This window comes from Bacillus cereus group sp. BfR-BA-01441, assembly GCF_022663075.1.
GTDB lineage: Bacteria > Bacillota > Bacilli > Bacillales > Bacillaceae_G > Bacillus_A > Bacillus_A cereus.
Genome location: NZ_JAKUEU010000095.1, coordinates 1 through 17,541, shown reverse-complemented (window position 1 = coordinate 17,541; position 17,541 = coordinate 1). Strand labels below are relative to the sequence as shown.

Genomic DNA, 17,541 nt, shown 5'->3' with positions numbered 1-17,541 from the left:
AAGAGAAATAGCAAAGGCTAAAGAAGAAGAGAGAGCGAAAGAAGTATCTAAAAACAACATACAGTCTGCTAAACGTGAATTAACGGTAGTAGCGACAGCGTATACTGCTGATCCAAGTGAAAATGGTACATATGGTGGACGCGTATTAACTGCGATGGGGCATGATTTAACGGCAAATCCGAATATGAGAATTATTGCAGTTGACCCGAAAGTAATCCCATTAGGATCTAAAGTATGGGTAGAAGGCTATGGAGAAGCGATCGCTGGTGATACTGGAAGTGCAATTAAAGGTAATCGTATTGATGTTTTAATGGGTTCAAAAAGTAAAGCTATGAATTGGGGAAGACAAACTGTTAAAGTGAAAATTTTATAGTAACTATAATGATCCAAATAGAAGTCAGTTCTCTTTATTGAGGCTGGCTTTTATTTTTTTAGTAGAAGGATAATAGGATTTTTAAAGGGCTTATTACTAAACCTGTAACAAAACATAAAAATTGTATGATGTTTAGAAAATAAAACTATTAAGAATGAGATAAGGAAGTAGAGAAGAGTAGAGTAGAGTAGTATGTTGAAAACGAAGGATTAACGTATAATGAAATGTATAAATTGGATCAAATTGTTTACTAAACACTTTCAATCATAATAGTGTAATTAAGTTCAAAGGATAGGTGTATTTCATGAAAGAAGTAAGAGAATATATTGAAACAAAGAAACAAGGTGTATTAGAGTTGCAAATAAAAGAAACTGAAGAAAAGTTAGGTGCTGCTTTCCCAAATCAATATAGGGATCTTATTAAATTAGTTAATAATGCTGAAATAGGGGAATGGATACTATATCCGATTAAAGATAATAGAAATGTAACGAAAACTTGGGATGATATAGTTAGACAAAATGTTGACATGAGAGATGAGTATATGCCAGAAAACCTTATCATAATTGGTGACGATGGTTCAGGGGATAAATTGTGCTTTAAAATAAATAATGGAAAAATGGATGATAAAATATATATTTGGTATCACGCGGATGACGAAATGGAAGAAATATCTCCGAGTTTAAAAGAATTTATTATGGAAACTATTCAGGAAGACGATGTTTTTTAGTCTTAATTATTATCATTTTGTGAATCATTCTTATAAAAGGCGAGGATAGAATATGACAATAGAATTATATGGCGCACATTGTAATGAGCGGAAAGGGTATAGAGTAATTGAAGGAAGAGGTTCATATAATCATTACTTTGGCGGTCAAGATTGTAATTTGCCAGTATGTAAGTTATGCGGTGAGAAGATGCATCAAATTCTCTGTTTTGATTTAAAAGATGGGAGACTTGCTGAACTTAAAAGTAATGAACTAAATATTTTACCATTCGTTTCATGCTTGAACTGTGCGATGGTGTGGGAACCGCAATATTTTCAGTTAAGTGATGGAGGTAAAACAGTTCAAATCATAAAGCAGCAAAATACAGAAGAATGGATAATGGAAGAGGAAGATAAGTTACCAGTTTCATTACCAAAAACAACGGTAAAGCTTATAAATATGAAAAATGAAGATATACCTACAGATGAAGATAGTTACTGGGAAGCTTTTGACTTGTTCGGTTCTGAATATGTATGTAGATTATTAGGGGCACCATTATATGCGGATCTTCCAGAGCATTTGGCGTGTCCAACTTGTTCTAAAGAGATGAAGTATGTTGCTACAATTACACAAGATATCGAGGAACGTGAACTTATTTCAGTAGTTGATTTCCAGTTTGGGGAAATGAATATATACTATTATTTATGTAAAGATTGTTCAATTATAAAAACGGAAACACAAAGTACATAACAAGACTAACATATTATATTAGTCTTGTTTTTGTATCGCAACATCATTAAGAATCGCATCAAATATATCTTTTTGCGTAAAGTTATCTGTAAAAATAGTTTCTCTGGCAACCTCAATTGTATCGTGCGGATTATACCATTTTTGGAGGGAATCTTCACCAAATTCATATCGTTTGTCCCTTGTGTTATGTCGTCTAATAGTTTCCTCTAATGATAAATCAAAGTAATATGCAAATGCATTTTCATCAAAATAACGAATTAATTCTTTTAACATCTCACCATACCTATGACTGTTCAATATACCTTCTAAAATAACAAATTCACATTTTCCTTTTCCGTACTTCGTAATTTCAAATAGTAAATCATGTGATAAATTACCCATTGTGTCGTGTACTCTAAGCATATCTCTACGTACAACATCCTGTGATACTAAAAGTGTTCCTTGTCCGAAATGTTCTTGTAGTTGTTTTGCAATCGTTGTTTTACCACTTGCGGAGTTTCCTCTAAGAATGATTAAAGTGGATGTAAGTATAGGATTAGACATAATGTATTTCCCCCCAACAGCATTAATTATATAGAAAATTTTAACAAATAAAGTGAGGAAAGTGTATAATTAATATGATGGATATTTAAGGAGGGGGTAAGATGGGAGATATATTAAAAAATGCACAACCTATATGGAAACGGACTTGGTTTCGTTATCTAGGGGCATTTTTTATTGTTCAGTTACTGTTTACCCCGCATTAAAGGGCAGTAAGACCCCCACCTCAAAATTCAGCGAAAGCGAAGAAGTTAGGTGGGGGGATCAACTGCCCGTAAAAGCCCGATTGGTTCAACTAATAATCAGTGGGGGATGAACAAAACCCCCACTGATTAAAGTTTCACTTTATTTTGTGTGAAATCACTGCGTGGGCGCCAAACTTTAGGCCAGGCGGAGAGTTTTTTAATAGAATATTAAATTCTCAATTTTTCACTGAATGGTTCACACTCTATACAATCCCGCAACTTAACGTATTTACAGCATTTTTTGCGATTACATTACTACCATATGCATTAGTAGGTGCAATGAAAGATGTAACAGCAAGAAAAAATATAAAGAAATAATAGAGGTATAATATGCTTTTTCAAAAAGAAGGTTTATTGATTAGATACGTAATGGAAGATGATGCATCTATCATTTCTAAATGGTTAACGGACCCAGCAGTCCTGCGGTATTACGAAGGACGAGATAATCCGCAATCTGTAGAAAAGGTGCTTGATCATTTTATACATAGTCCAAACAGTAATGAAAAAAGATGTTTAATAGAATTTGATACCATTCCGATTGGTTACATACAAATGTACCCAGTGGATTCAGAGTGGAAAGCGTTATATGGCTATAAAGAATCACAAAATGTATGGGGTATGGACCAATTTATCGGTGAACCAGCCTATTGGGGAAAGGGAATTGGAACAAAACTCGTTCAGGCAGCAATTACATATATTATGGGTGAAATGGGAGCAGAAGCAATTGCAATGGATCCGAAAGTAAATAATGAACGAGCAATAAAGTGTTATGAAAAAAGTGGATTTAAAAAAGTAAAGATTTTAAAGGAACATGAGTTGCATGAGGGGAAATTAGAAGATTGTTGGATGATGGAATATAAACAATAATAATGGCTTATACAAATAAAGGGGGATGTGTGAAATGAAAAAAGCATTAATCGTAATTGATGTGCAAGCGGGTATGTATACAGCTGGAATGCCAGTACATAATGGGGGGAAGTTTTTACAAACATTGCAAGAGCTTATTAGGGAATGTCGTTCAAATGATATTCCAGTTATTTATATCCAACATAACGGTCCTAAAGACCATCCGTTAGAAAAAGGTACGGATGGATGGCGAATCCATGCGGCCATCGCTCCGCAAGAAGGAGATAATATAGTTGAAAAGACGACTCCAGATTCATTCCATAATACAAACTTAAGCGAAGTGTTACAAGAGAAAGGAATTGAACACGTTATTCTTTCGGGAATGCAAACAGAGTATTGTGTAGATACGACAACGCGCAGAGCATGTAGTGAAGGGTATAAAGTAACGTTAGTGAGTGATGCGCATAGTACATTTAATACAGAAGTGTTACGTGCTGAAGATATTATGAAACATCATAACGCAGTATTGGGAGCGTTTGCGGATGTTGTTGCAGTAAAAGACTTAAAAGTGGTTGCCTCTAAATAAGAGGCAGCTTTTTATTAGAAAAAATAGCGTCAAATATTGTTAGTAAGTCGGTATTTTGAAATAATCACTTATATAATTTCACGTACCATAATGAAAAAATACAAAAAAGGAGCACCACATAATTAAAAAGGGCGCTCCTGCATTAAAACGTTACTTTTTCTTATCTTTATCCAATATATTTTGTTCTTCAGCAAACTCTGTACCATATGCAAAGCGGCGATTAATACGAATGTTATCATTGTTGTGCCTTGTATGAGAGTTAGAGAAGCGATGAACGATTACTTCAGATAAAGTGAAGACGATGGCAGAAAGGATACTGCCCCATGCAATTTGCATATAGTTGTCTAATAAAATATTACCGAAAATCCATACGCTTAAATATGTTAATAAGAAATCCGACATAATGGCACCAGTATTGCCAATTCGATTTAAAATAATTTTATCAACGAACATGTAGGATACGATTGTAACAAAGAGACTGAATGAAATAATTTGAACAAACGTTGCAGGGAAAAATAAAGCAAGCCCAATGCTAAATGCGATAATGCACGATATAAACTTGATAAGCACTACTGTGAAATCATTCAAAATTTACACCTCCGATTTATACATAGTTTTTCAATAAATTCTGGAGTTCATACATTGTAACGGATTTATTTACATAAAACTTTTTCATGTTCGGAATTTAGTCTAAATATTATAAAAACAATGAAAAAATGTTATAGTAAAATGAGAGTGTATGACATTTTTAGGTAAGGGGGAATCCAAGATGTGGATTACTTCAGAAGTAGAAATTCCAGATGAGTTAATTGATCACCTTGAGCAAGGAAAGTTAGTGTTATTTGTTGGAGCGGGAGTTTCTATGAAAGGGAAATCAAACTTACCGAATTTTGATGATTTAGTTGATGAAATTGCAAAAACGTTATATGTCGAAAAACGTGAAATAACAGAGCCACATGATTATTATCTTGGCAAAATTGCGAAAACAAAAGATGTACATCAAGTCGCAAGAGATCTCGTTCATATAGAGAAATCAAAACCGAATCCATTGCATTATGCAATTCCAAGGTTATTTCCTTTAGATACAGATATCCGCATTGTAACAACAAATTTTGATCAACATTTTACAACTGCAATTAAAGAAATAAATAGAGATATCAATGTTTATTACGCTCCAGCTTTACCGACTGGGAGAGCTTTTAAAGGTCTTGCTTACATACATGGTAATGTAGAACAGGAGAAAGAGGCTTTAATTTTAACAGATGGTGATTTTGGAAGGGCTTACTTAACGGAAGGGTGGGCGAGAAGGTTTTTAGTTGATCTATTCTCAAATTACACCGTTTTATTCGTTGGATATAGTCATAATGACCCAGTAATGAAATATTTAGCAACTGGTTTACCGCCAAGTACAAGACGATTTGCTTTTGTCGCACAAGGAGAAAATACATACCACTGGGAACATTTAGGGATAAGACCAATTGTGTATCCGAATAAGGTGAATAATCATCAATCCCTTGTAAAAGCGGTAAAACGCTGGGCTGAATTAATGGGTGATAATTATATTACGAAAAGAATGCGTATTCGGGATATTGTAACGGTTCCCCCGTCAGTAGAACAGGAACAATTATCATACATAAAGCAATCAATTAAAAAAATTGAAACAGTACGTTACTTTGTGGAATTTGCTCATGATTATGAATGGGTCGAATGGTTAGAAGCAGAAGGTAAATTACAAAATTTGTTTATGCTTACGCCAAACTATAATGAAGTAGATGAATTACTTGCAGAATGGTTAGTGGAACAATTTCTTTTTAGTCATCAGAAAGAATTATTTCAATTAATTTATAAAAACTATTCTAAAATATCACCGTTATTATGGAGAACAATTTGTAACTACTTAAACGAAACGAAGAGTAAGATGGACCCGTTGTTGTTTGCAAGGTGGACACTCCTTTTATTAGAAACAGCTGAAAAAGATAGTAGCTCTATAGAAAAGATTTCTAAGTTACTGCAAAAATGTTCTTTTCCTGAGCATAAAGAAATTGCCTTATTGTTACTAACTTTTATTTTAGACGGAAAACTGAAGTTGAAACGTGTAAGGAAATGGGGAAATGATACGCAAGAATCAATAGAACTCGAGGAATCGAGTCGCTTACCAGTATCTACATTTTCTCATGTGGAGCAAATTTGGAACGAAAAGATGAGGCCATATATCGCTTATTATGCTGTTCCAATTATGATGATTGGATTAGAAAAATTGAGAATGTTGTCGTTAAGACAAACGGCACTGAAAAAAAGAAATAAGGAAAATGTAGAGAAAGAGTTTCATCAAAATGACCTTGCATTTTTAATACGAATTGTAAAAGAGTGTCTAACTTATTTATGCGAAAACAATGAGAAAAAAGCGGATTATTATATTACAGAAATGATAGAAGCAAATAGTGTACTTCAAAAGCGAATTGCAATTGATGCGATGAATAAAAATATTTTTGTTCGTGTAGATGACAAAATGAAATGGTTGTTACATGAAGGACTTCTTTTAGATTTCACTTATAAACACGAAGTTTTTCAACTTTTAAAAAGGCATTATGCACATTGTTTAGAAAAAACAAAAGAAGAAGTCACTCGAACTGTAATAAAGCATCTTACAGAAGAGAGGGTATTTGATGCATGTCTCGTATTAGACTTATTATTCAAGTGTGATTCGAATAGCCCATCTACGGCAAATGGGTATGAGTTAATGAAGCAAAAGCATCCTCATTTTCATTCTGAACGATACAGTGTACAAAAGAAAGAGGATACAGCAGAAAGCATTACTTGTAATGTAACTGCTGACGGATTATTGCAGCTGAAAGATGTTGAAATTATGAAGCAAGTTCAGCAATTTTCGCAAGATGGTGTTTTTGAACAACGCCATTTTTTAGAGATGTTATCAAAAGCATGTAAATTAAACACAGAGTGGAGTATTTCATTTGCATACCAATTAGTAGGAGTGCAAGAAATAAGTAATGAAGTATGGTTTGTTTGTATTAGAGAATGGCGAAATAATCGGGGATTGACGAATGAGCAAATCCAAAAAATTATTCCGCTATTGCAGAAATTTATTAGAAATACTGCTTTTCATTGGTTAATTAGTAGTTTTCTATATGAAATTAGTAATCGACTAGAAGAGTTAGAAGAGAATAGTATACGTGTTGTAAAACGATTTGCTTTTTCAGTGTTTCCTCAAGTTATGAAGAGTGATACAGACTTTAAGCTTGGGAAACAAGATTTTTATAATGAATCAATTCAGCATCCAGTTGGAAAAATGACGGCTGTATTATTAAAGTTGTTATCATATGATCATTTATACGATCGTAATGTATATGAATATTTATTTTTATTTGAAGAACAAGTAAGAGTTAATTCGGAACGAACAAACTTTATGTTTGCTCGTTTAATAGCAGATATTACATTCCTATATCATATTGAAAAACAATGGTGCCGAAAATATTTGTTACCATACTTAGATTTAAAAAAACAAAATGAGATTACGGAATATGCATGGGCCGGCTTATGTTACACGCAAATAAATCTACCTTTATTTACAGAAATGAAGCGATTTATTAAGTATGCGATAGAACATTTGGAAGTATTACATCCGCATACGAGAGAAGCTTTCTTGAAATGGCTTAGCTTTGTATTTATTAAATGTGTACTATATTGGGAGCAAAAAACAGATTGGTTATACCCGTTACTCATACTAGAAAATGAAGAAAATAAAATTAAGTTTATGCAGTTTTTATGCTATTACGTCAAAACATTAAGTGTAAAAGAACAACAAAAATTTTGGACAGCTTGGCTCAGTGTATTTTTGCGAGAACGACCAAAAATGGGTGAGATAACTGCAAGAGAATATGTAATGCTTTTACGTATTATTTTATACATGGATGAAATATTAGAAAAAGGATTATGTATTATGTCTCGTGCATTTTCAAGTGTACATGGTAAATGTGCAGGTGAGGAAATGAAGCAGTTATTGATTGAAATGCTTCATAAAAAAGAAAGTATGAAAGCGCATAAAGAAATATTTGCAAATGTGTTTTTTATTTTACTACAAACATGTCACGAAGCCATTTTATTTGAAAAAGAAATCATAAAAATAAAAGAATTATTAGTTCAGTATGAAGTAGAGGAATATGTTTTACATTTACTAGAAAATGAAATAATTCGCATAGGAATTGTAATGGGTGATTTACAAAAAGAATTATAGGACGAAAGTGGAATTTTAAAAAATATATAAAAAGTTGTTGACAGTGTTTTGAAAAGCGTTCTATAATACGAATCATACTTATTCAATTTCAAAAACATTTGAATAAACAAAGTGCAATGAAGAGATCACAGTAGTGGTTAGTCTTACTGTAACAGAGAGCTGGTGGTTGGTGTGAACCAGTACAGGGATAATCATGAATTACAGTCTTGGAGCATCTTTTTCGTAATAAAGATAGTTTGTCTTTATGAGGAAAAAGCGGTCAATTGATCGTTAACAGTGAAGAGAGGTAGACGGAAAGTTAGTCTACAACTAGGGTGGTACCGCGATAAATATCGTCCCTACTGATTTATTCAGTAGGGACTTTTTGTATTTTAGTGGTTCAACTTGAAAATTAAATAGTCATGCATTGAAAGGAAAAGCAGTAGTTGTTGTTTCCCTGTAACAGAGAGCTGGTGGTTGGTGCAAACCAGTACATAAACAAGAGCGAATTACAGTCCTGGAGCATCTTTTTCGTAGTAAAGATAGTATTGTCTTTATGAAGGGAAAGACGGTCAGATGATCGTTAACAATGAAGAGAGGTAGACGAAAGAAGTCTACAACTAGGGTGGTACCGCGATAAATATCGTCCCTACTGATTGGATCAGTAGGGCTTTTTTGTACAAAAAAGTGGGTTTTTAACTAGTAGTTCATGTCTTTGTAAGAATTATCAGTTTAAAATAAGAAGAGGTATCGATTCCACTATGAATTTGTATAATTAGTCAGTTCAGAAAATAGAGAATTTTTTATTCTCTTACTATACTTTTAAAACATTAGAGGAGGATTTCCAAATGGCAAATCATGAATTAGATCAATTACGTAAACAGGTAGATGAAATTAACTTACAACTATTACACCTTTTAAACAAACGTGGTGAAATTGTTCAAAAAATTGGAGAGCAAAAGCAAGTACAAGGTACGAAACGCTTTGATCCAGTACGTGAGCGTGAAGTACTTGATATGATTGCAGAGCATAACGAAGGACCATTCGAAACATCAACAGTTCAACATATTTTCAAAACGATTTTCAAAGCAAGCTTAGAGTTACAAGAAGATGATAACCGTAAAGCGTTACTAGTATCACGTAAAAAGAAACAAGAAAATACAATCGTTGATGTAAAAGGTGAATTGATTGGAAACGGAACACAAACGTTCATCATGGGACCTTGTGCAGTAGAAAGTTTAGAACAAGTTCGTCAAGTAGGGCAAGCGATGAAAGACCAAGGCTTAAAATTAATGCGCGGTGGTGCATTCAAACCGAGAACTTCTCCATATGATTTCCAAGGTTTGGGAGTAGAAGGACTTCAAATTTTACGTCAAGTAGCAGACGAGTTTGACTTAGCAATTATTAGTGAAATTTTAAATCCGAACGATGTTGAAATGGCATTAGACTACGTTGATGTAATTCAAGTTGGCGCACGTAACATGCAAAACTTCGATTTATTACGAGCTGTAGGTAAAGTTAACAAACCAGTATTATTAAAACGTGGATTAGCAGCAACAATTGATGAGTTCATTAACGCAGCGGAATACATCATTGCGCAAGGTAACGATCAAATTATTCTTTGTGAGCGCGGTATCCGCACATACGAAAGAGCAACACGTAACACATTAGACATTTCTGCAGTACCAATTTTAAAGAAAGAAACACATTTACCAGTTATCGTTGATGTAACACATTCAACTGGACGCAGAGATTTATTATTACCAACAGCGAAAGCGGCACTTGCAATTGGCGCAGATGCAGTAATGGCTGAAGTTCATCCAGATCCAGCAGTTGCATTATCAGATTCTGCACAACAAATGGACATTCCAGAATTCCATAGATTCATGGATGAGTTAAAAGGTTTCAAAAATAAATTATCTTAATTCCATATCATATATGCGTTGAAGAGGAAACAGTAGTGCTTATCTCACTGTTAAAGAGAGCTGATGGTCGGTGTGAATCAGTACAAAGGTAAGCATGAATTACAGCCTTGGAGCATCTTTCCCGACAACTTTTGGAGGGTAAGACGGTCAAACGATCGTTAAAGAAGAAGAGAGGTAGACGAAAGAAGTCTACAACTAGGGTGGTACCGCGATAAACATCGTCCCTACTGAGCGCTCAGTAGGGACTTTTTTGTACAAAAAAATAGTAAAGGAGCAAGAGAAATGAGATACATTACAGCTGGAGAATCACATGGACCGCAGTTAACAGTTATTTTAGAAGGTGTACCAGCAGGTTTGACACTTACGGCGGAACATATTAATAAAGAATTATTAAGAAGACAAAAAGGTCATGGACGCGGAAGACGTATGCAAATTGAAACAGATACAGTTGAAATTGTAAGTGGTGTTCGTCACGGGATGACACTTGGATCACCGATTACGTTAATTGTAAAAAATGATGATTTCAAACATTGGACGAAAGTAATGGGTGCAGAGCCAATTTCGGAAAAAGAAAGTAAAGACATGAAACGTACAATTACAAAACCACGTCCCGGACATGCAGATTTAAATGGAGCAATTAAATATGGTCATCGTGATATAAGAAACGTATTAGAGCGGTCATCTGCAAGAGAAACGACAGTTCGTGTAGCTGCTGGTGCAGTTGCAAAACAAATTTTAAGCGAATTAGGCGTGGAAATTGCAGGGCATGTTCTTGAAATTGGTGGAGTAAAAGCAAAACATATTTCAAACTTATCGATTGAAGAAATTCAAACAATTACTGAAAACTCACCAGTTCGATGTTTAGATAAAGAAGTAGAGCAAGAAATGATGAATGCGATTGACAACGCAAAAAGTAGTGGAGATTCAATCGGTGGTATTGTGGAAGTCATTGCAGAAGGTATGCCAATTGGAGTTGGTAGTTACGTTCATTACGATCGTAAATTAGATGCAAAACTTGCTGGTGCAATTATGAGTATAAATGCATTTAAAGGTGCTGAAATCGGCGTAGGTTTTGAAGCGGCACGACAACCAGGAAGCAAAGTGCATGATGAAATTCTGTGGGATGAAGAAAAAGGATACACGAGAAAAACGAATAATGCCGGTGGTTTAGAAGGCGGTATGACAACAGGTATGCCAATTATCGTAAGGGGCGTGATGAAGCCAATTCCTACTTTATACAAACCGTTAGCAAGCGTTGATATTGATACGAAAGAAGCATTCCAAGCGAGTATTGAAAGATCTGATAGTTGCGCAGTACCAGCGGCGGGTGTAGTAGCTGAATCTGTTGTGGCATGGGAACTTGCAGATGCACTAGTCGAACAATTCGGAAAAGATCGTATGGAATTATTAAAACAAAACATTATGCAACACAATAACTACGCAAAAGAATTTTAATAAAAAGGTGGGTTTAACTTGCAAGTAAAAGATCAACTATCATCATTACAACCATATAAACCAGGTAAATCACCAGAACAAATGAAAGAAGTGTACGGAGATCATTCGTTTGTGAAATTAGCATCGAATGAAAATCCATTTGGTTGTTCACCAAGAGTTTTAGAAGAGTTGCAAAACTCTTGGTTGGAACATGCTTTATATCCTGACGGAGGTGCTACAACGCTCCGTCAAACAATTGCAGATAAGTTGCATGTGCAAATGGAACAAGTACTTTGTGGTAGTGGTTTAGATGAAATCATTCAAATAATAAGCCGCGCCGTATTACGAGCGGGAGATAACATTGTAACAGCAGGTGCAACATTCCCGCAGTACCGTCATCATGCAGTTATAGAAGGTTGCGAAGTGAAGGAAGTTGCGTTAAATAACGGTGTATACGACTTAGAAGAAATTTCTTCAGTAGTAGATAACGATACAAAAATTGTATGGATTTGTAACCCGAACAATCCAACAGGCACATATGTGAATGACCGAAAATTGACTCAATTCATTGAAGGTATTAGTGAAAATACGTTAATTGTCATTGATGAAGCGTACTATGAATACGTAACAGCAAAAGATTTCCCAGAGACATTACCGCTTTTAGAAAAACATAAAAATATTCTTGTACTTAGAACATTTTCTAAAGCGTACGGATTAGCTTCTTTCCGCGTTGGATATGCGGTTGGACAGGAAGAGTTAATCGAAAAATTAAATGTCGTTCGTTTGCCATTTAACGTATCTTCATTAGCGCAAAAAGCAGCGACGATTGCTTTTGGTGATGACGAGTTTATTGAAGAAATAGTTCGTGTGAATACAGAAGGATTACAACAATACGAGAGCTTTTGTAGGGAAAATGATATTCCATTTTATCCATCGCAAACAAATTTCATCTTCTTGCCAGTTGAGAATGCTGGAGAGATTTATGAAGCTTGTGCACAAGCAGGATTTATTATTCGTCCGTTCCCGAATGGTATCCGTATTACAGTCGGAACAAGAGAGCAAAATGAAGGGGTGATTTCAGTGTTACAACAACACTTTGAAAATAAAAAAAGAAAGTCTCGAGATGAGGAAAATGCGTAAAAAGGTAGTATTAATTGGAACTGGTTTAATCGGAGGCTCTCTCGCATTAGCAATTAAGAAAGAGCACGATGTAACGATAACAGGTTATGATATATTTCAAGAACAAGTAGAGCGTGCAAAAGAATTACATGTAGTAGATGAAATAGCAGTTGATTTACAGCATGCATGTGAAGAGGCACATTTAATTGTTTTTGCTTCTCCAGTTGAAGAAACGAAGAAGCTATTACACAAACTTGCGTCATTCCGTTTACGAGAAGATGTTATAGTGACTGATGTTGGTAGTACAAAAGGCACGATTATGAATGAAGCAGAAACTTTATTTTCAAAGGAAGTATCTTTCATTGGTGGACATCCAATGGCAGGTTCTCATAAAACGGGAGTTGAAAGTGCAAAAGCGCATTTATTTGAAAATGCATTTTACATTTTAACACCGATGCATCATGTGCTAAATGAACATGTGGAAGAGTTAAAAGATTGGTTAAAAGGAACGGGATCACATTTCCTTGTTTTAAATACAGAAGAACATGATTATGTAACAGGGATCGTTAGTCATTTCCCGCACCTTATCGCAGCAGGTTTAGTGAAGCAAGTAGAGAAACATGCAGGAGATAATCCGCTCATTCATCAGCTAGCTGCTGGAGGGTTTAAAGACATTACACGTATCGCATCTAGTAGTCCGAAAATGTGGAGTGATATTGTAAAGCAAAATCGAGAGCATTTAATGGTATTATTAAAAGAGTGGATCTCTGAAATGGAAGATTTATATAAAACAGTTTCTACCGGAGATGCAGGCGAGATTCAAAACTATTTTGCAGATGCGAAAGAATACCGTGATTCTTTACCAGTAAGAAAGAGAGGGGCAATTCCTGCCTATCACGACTTATACGTCGATGTATTAGATAAGGTGGGGGCATTGGCTCATATTACGAGTATTTTAGCGCGCGAGGAAATTAGTATTACGAACTTGCAAATATTAGAAGCGCGTGAAGGACTGCTTGGGGTATTACGTATTAGCTTCCAAAGGGAAGAAGATCGTATGAAAGCAAAGCTAGCGCTTGGAGAAGAAGAATACCAAACTTATGAAACAATTTAAATGAGAAGGTGAAAAACGTGAAAGAAAGAACAATACAACCTGTTAATAACGGATTGAATGGCAATATTACAATCCCAGGTGATAAATCCATTTCACACCGTGCTGTTATGTTCGGTTCTATTGCAGAAGGGAAAACAACAATTAAAGGTTTCTTGCCCGGTGCAGACTGTTTAAGTACGATTTCATGTTTTAAAGAAATGGGAGTAGAAATTACGCAAAACGGTGATGAGGTTACTGTAGTTGGTAAAGGATTAGAAGGTTTACAAGAACCGAAAGCTGTATTAGATGTTGGTAATTCTGGTACAACAATCCGATTAATGTCAGGTATACTAGCTAACACACCATTTTTCTCTTGCGTACAAGGTGATGAATCTATCGCAAAAAGACCGATGAAGCGTGTAACAAACCCATTAAAGCAAATGGGCGCAAACATAGACGGCCGAGAAGAAGGAACATTTACACCGTTAACAATACGTGGTGGAGATTTAAAAGCAATTGAATATATTTCTCCTGTTGCAAGTGCACAAGTAAAGTCAGCTATTTTACTTGCAGGTCTTCGTGCAGAAGGTGTAACAGCTGTTACAGAACCACATATTTCCCGCGACCATACGGAAAGAATGCTTGAAGCATTTGGTGTTAAAGTAACTCGCGAAGGGAAAACAGTGAAGCTGTCAGGTGGACAAAAATTAACAGCAACAGACATTCAAGTGCCAGGTGACGTATCATCAGCAGCATTTTTCTTAGTAGCAGGTGCAATCATCCCAAATAGTAAACTAGTATTACAAAATGTAGGGATGAATCCAACCCGTACCGGTATTATTGATGTTTTAGAAAAAATGGGTGCTACGTTCACTGTAGAGCCAATTAACGAAGGGGCATCGGAACCAGCTGCAAATATTACAATCGAAACATCTTCATTAAAAGGAATTGAAATTGGCGGAGATATTATCCCTAGATTAATCGATGAGATTCCTGTAATCGCATTAGCGGCAACGCAAGCAGAAGGAATTACAGTAATTAAAGATGCACACGAATTAAAAGTAAAAGAAACAAACCGTATTGATACAGTCGTTGCTGAATTAACGAAACTAGGAGCTCGCATAGAAGCAACTGATGACGGTATGATCATTTACGGAAAATCAGCTCTAAAAGGCAATACAGTAAATAGTTATGGTGATCACCGTATCGGAATGATGCTTGCAATTGCTGGTTGCCTGGCAGAAGGAAAAACAATTATTGAAGATGCAGAAGCAGTAGGTGTATCATATCCTACATTCTTTGACGAACTTCAAAAATTAGCTAAATAAAAAGGATGGAAAGCAGATACGTGATGTATCTGCTTTTTTTGTTAAAACGTCCTTGTAGTTTCACTTACCGAACTATAATAGTAAGAATTATGATACAATTCAAACAGGGAATGGAGGAGAATTATATGAATGTCATACAATTAAAAGAAGATAAGTTCAGAGAAGCATTACGTTTATCAGAATACGCTTTTCAATATAAAGTAGATGAGGAACGATTACAGCAGCAACTTACAAAGATGAAGGAAAGTCATGAAGTATACGGTATTATGGAAGGTGAGGACTTAGCTGCAAAACTACACCTCATCCCGTTTCATATTTACATAGGTAAAGAAAAATTTAAAATGGGTGGCGTTGCAGGAGTAGCGACGTATCCAGAGTACAGAAGAAGTGGGTATGTAAAAGAGCTACTTCAACATTCACTTCAAACAATGAAAAAAGATGGCTTTACAGTCTCTATGTTACACCCATTTGCTGTTACATTTTACCGTAAATACGGCTGGGAACTTTGTGCGAATCTTCTCGTATGTCATTTGACAAAGAGTGATTTAGTTATGAAAAAACAAGTGAATGGTACTGTGAAACGTTTCAATAAAGAAAATCACCCAGAAGAGGTCGAGAAGCTTTATGAAACATTTGCAGAACATTTTTCTGGTATGCTAGTTCGCAATGAAAAATGGTGGTTACAAGCTGTTTATGAGGATTTAACATTAGCAATTTATTACGATGAAAATAAAAGTGCAGCCGGCTATATGTTATATAAAATAGAAAACTATAAAATGACAGTAGATGAATTTGTTCCACTGCATAATGAAGCACGAAATGGTCTATGGAATTTTATTTGCCAGCATGATTCTATGATTAAAGAGCTTGAAATGACAGTAAGTGAAAACGAACAGTTGTTATATACATTGCAAGAACCACGTGTGAAAACAGAAATAAAACCATATTTTATGGGAAGAATTGTAGATGTAGAGCAGTTCTTAAAACAGTATGAGTTAAACTGGAACAATGTACAACAAGAAGTCATTTTACATATTACAGATTCATTTGCACCGTGGAATAATGTATCGGTGAGACTTGCAAATTATGAAATAGCAATTATAGAAGAACCAATGGATAAAGGGATCAAGCTAGATATAAATGCACTATCTACAATACTGCTTGGATACAAACGCCCATTAGAACTAAATGAATTAGAATTAATTAGCGGAAGCGAAGAGGAAATACGGGCATTTGAGAATGTAGTACCAGTGCGCAAGCCGTTTATTTATGATTTCTTTTAATTTGCATATAAGATGGAGTTGTTTCGAACAAAATTTTGGGATAGCTCCATCTCATTGTATTAATTTTTGTCGGTAAGTTGATATATCCTGAAAATCGCTGATATAATTTTATTCACATACAAGAGAATAGAATCGCAACTATACGTTGTCACGCACTTGACTTTTATTCCCTGTAATTTATAATTAAAAACGGAATGAATTTTCATTCCTGAAAATAGAGGTGGAAAAAATGGCTAAAAACAAACAAGAGGATATTTTTGATGCTGCGATGCAACTTTTTGCAGAGCGTGGTTACGATGGTACGACAATTCCAATGATCGCTGAAAAAGCAAATGTCGGTGCGGGTACTATTTATCGCTATTTTGAAAATAAAGAGGCGCTTGTTAACTCATTATTTTCAAAAAGTATGTTACAGCTTTCTGAAATGATAAAAACGGATTTTCCTGTTGAAGCAAATATTCGTGAACAGTTTAGTCATACGTATAACCGTTTATTTGAATTTGCGAGAAACAATGTGGATGCTTTTTTATTTACAAATTCTCACTGTGATAGTTATTTTCTTGATGAGCAGAGTAAGAAAATATTTGACGATTTTATAGGCTTCTTTATGAATATTATTGAAGATGGAATCGCAAAAGGTTTGCTTCGTCCATTGCCTCCAGTTGCTTTAATTATTATTGTATATCAACCGTTAGAAAAATTAACGAAAGTAATTGCAACAGGGCAATTAGAATACTCGAAAGAGTTAGTAAAAGAATTGGAAGAAAGCTCTTGGAACGCTATTAGAATCATTTGATTCTATAGCTTTATAAGGACAGGAATGAATATTCATTCCTAAATAGAATTAAAAAATGAGAGTAGGAGAGGGTATTTGTGCAACTAAAGGAATGAATATTCATTCCGGAAAGACTAGTTTAATAGAGTTTACAAAATAATGTAATAGAATAATAGGAATGAATATTCATTCCGTAACTAACGTAAATTTTAATCGCGGGAGATGATGCAAATGAGCAAGCTGAAAAATTGGAGAAGTTTATCTTTTCTATTATGGATAGTTATTACCATTACAATGATCGTAACGATG

Annotated in this window: 16 protein-coding genes, 1 pseudogene and 3 other annotated features; of the genes and pseudogenes, 15 read left to right on the top strand and 2 right to left on the bottom strand. The window is 34.9% G+C overall.

What is annotated here, in order from left to right; genetic code table 11:
- From MR107_RS25660 to MR107_RS25650, 3 genes are all read left to right on the top strand, one after another.
- The coding region (locus MR107_RS25660; protein WP_170964366.1) for a 3D domain-containing protein at positions 1–373 on the top strand (373 nt) is incomplete at its 5' end.
- A 304-nt stretch (positions 374–677) separates the two neighbouring features.
- Positions 678–1,100: an SMI1/KNR4 family protein gene (locus MR107_RS25655; protein WP_000665937.1), complete on the top strand. Its 423-nt coding sequence runs from the start codon at positions 678–680 to the stop codon at positions 1,098–1,100.
- A 52-nt stretch (positions 1,101–1,152) separates the two neighbouring features.
- Positions 1,153–1,827, top strand: coding sequence for a hypothetical protein (locus MR107_RS25650; protein ID WP_000151352.1), 675 nt, complete (start codon positions 1,153–1,155; stop codon positions 1,825–1,827).
- A gap of 18 nt (positions 1,828–1,845) precedes the next feature.
- Here the strand turns inward: MR107_RS25650 and MR107_RS25645 are convergent, their stop codons facing one another.
- Positions 1,846–2,370, bottom strand: a complete 525-nt coding sequence (locus MR107_RS25645; RefSeq protein WP_000070148.1) for a kinase — start codon at positions 2,368–2,370, stop codon at positions 1,846–1,848.
- Between the two features lie 101 nt (positions 2,371–2,471).
- Here MR107_RS25645 and MR107_RS25640 point away from each other — a divergent pair, with 101 nt between their 5' ends.
- From MR107_RS25640 to MR107_RS25625, 4 genes and pseudogenes are all read left to right on the top strand, one after another.
- Positions 2,472–2,573, top strand: coding sequence for a YfzA family protein (locus MR107_RS25640; RefSeq protein WP_000502345.1), 102 nt, complete (start codon positions 2,472–2,474; stop codon positions 2,571–2,573).
- 138 nt (positions 2,574–2,711) lie between these two features.
- Positions 2,712–2,930: pseudogene (locus tag MR107_RS25635) on the top strand (YfzA family protein); the annotation flags it as partial.
- Positions 2,931–2,942: 12 nt separating this feature from the next.
- The gene (locus tag MR107_RS25630; protein WP_000898772.1) at positions 2,943–3,479 is read left to right on the top strand and encodes a GNAT family N-acetyltransferase; all 537 of its coding nucleotides are present in this window, start codon (positions 2,943–2,945) and stop codon (positions 3,477–3,479) included.
- Positions 3,480–3,513: 34 nt separating this feature from the next.
- Positions 3,514–4,044: a cysteine hydrolase family protein gene (locus MR107_RS25625; RefSeq protein ID WP_227900842.1), complete on the top strand. Its 531-nt coding sequence runs from the start codon at positions 3,514–3,516 to the stop codon at positions 4,042–4,044.
- Between the two features lie 150 nt (positions 4,045–4,194).
- Here MR107_RS25625 and MR107_RS25620 read toward each other — a convergent pair whose 3' ends face one another.
- On the bottom strand, positions 4,195–4,632 hold the full coding sequence (locus tag MR107_RS25620) for a YndM family protein (protein ID WP_000997702.1): 438 nt from the start codon (positions 4,630–4,632) through the stop codon (positions 4,195–4,197).
- A 181-nt stretch (positions 4,633–4,813) separates the two neighbouring features.
- On the opposite strand from MR107_RS25620, the gene MR107_RS25615 reads away from it, so the two are divergent.
- The 8 genes from MR107_RS25615 (at position 4,814) to MR107_RS25580 (ending at position 17,253) form a co-directional block, all read left to right on the top strand.
- On the top strand, positions 4,814–8,296 hold the full coding sequence (locus MR107_RS25615; RefSeq protein WP_242292870.1) for a DUF4020 domain-containing protein: 3,483 nt from the start codon (positions 4,814–4,816) through the stop codon (positions 8,294–8,296).
- A gap of 107 nt (positions 8,297–8,403) precedes the next feature.
- Positions 8,404–8,639: a binding site (T-box leader), on the top strand.
- Positions 8,640–8,693: 54 nt separating this feature from the next.
- Positions 8,694–8,929, top strand: a binding site (T-box leader).
- 194 nt (positions 8,930–9,123) lie between these two features.
- Complete coding sequence (locus MR107_RS25610; RefSeq protein WP_001273575.1) at positions 9,124–10,200, top strand: bifunctional 3-deoxy-7-phosphoheptulonate synthase/chorismate mutase; 1,077 nt, start codon at positions 9,124–9,126, stop codon at positions 10,198–10,200.
- Positions 10,201–10,209: 9 nt separating this feature from the next.
- Positions 10,210–10,429 (top strand) — a binding site (T-box leader).
- Positions 10,430–10,482: 53 nt separating this feature from the next.
- Positions 10,483–11,655, top strand: coding sequence for a chorismate synthase (aroC, locus tag MR107_RS25605; protein ID WP_001269424.1), 1,173 nt, complete (start codon positions 10,483–10,485; stop codon positions 11,653–11,655).
- 18 nt (positions 11,656–11,673) lie between these two features.
- Positions 11,674–12,774 (top strand): histidinol-phosphate transaminase, encoded by a 1,101-nt coding sequence (hisC, locus tag MR107_RS25600; RefSeq protein WP_242245068.1) that lies wholly within the window; start codon positions 11,674–11,676, stop codon positions 12,772–12,774.
- Entirely contained in the window at positions 12,767–13,867 is a 1,101-nt protein-coding gene (gene tyrA, locus MR107_RS25595) for a prephenate dehydrogenase (RefSeq protein WP_001228136.1), read from the top strand. Before hisC ends, tyrA begins: the two co-directional genes overlap by 8 nt.
- Positions 13,868–13,884: 17 nt before the next feature.
- Positions 13,885–15,174 carry a 3-phosphoshikimate 1-carboxyvinyltransferase gene (gene aroA, locus MR107_RS25590; protein ID WP_000664632.1) on the top strand — a complete coding sequence of 430 codons (1,290 nt, stop codon included), beginning with the start codon at positions 13,885–13,887 and terminating at the stop codon, positions 15,172–15,174.
- A 125-nt stretch (positions 15,175–15,299) separates the two neighbouring features.
- A complete protein-coding gene (locus MR107_RS25585) occupies positions 15,300–16,457 on the top strand; it encodes a GNAT family N-acetyltransferase (RefSeq protein ID WP_001100928.1) in 1,158 nt (385 codons plus the stop codon).
- A gap of 229 nt (positions 16,458–16,686) precedes the next feature.
- Positions 16,687–17,253 carry a TetR/AcrR family transcriptional regulator gene (locus MR107_RS25580; protein WP_001107309.1) on the top strand — a complete coding sequence of 189 codons (567 nt, stop codon included), beginning with the start codon at positions 16,687–16,689 and terminating at the stop codon, positions 17,251–17,253.
- The last annotated feature ends 288 nt before the right edge of the window (positions 17,254–17,541 follow it).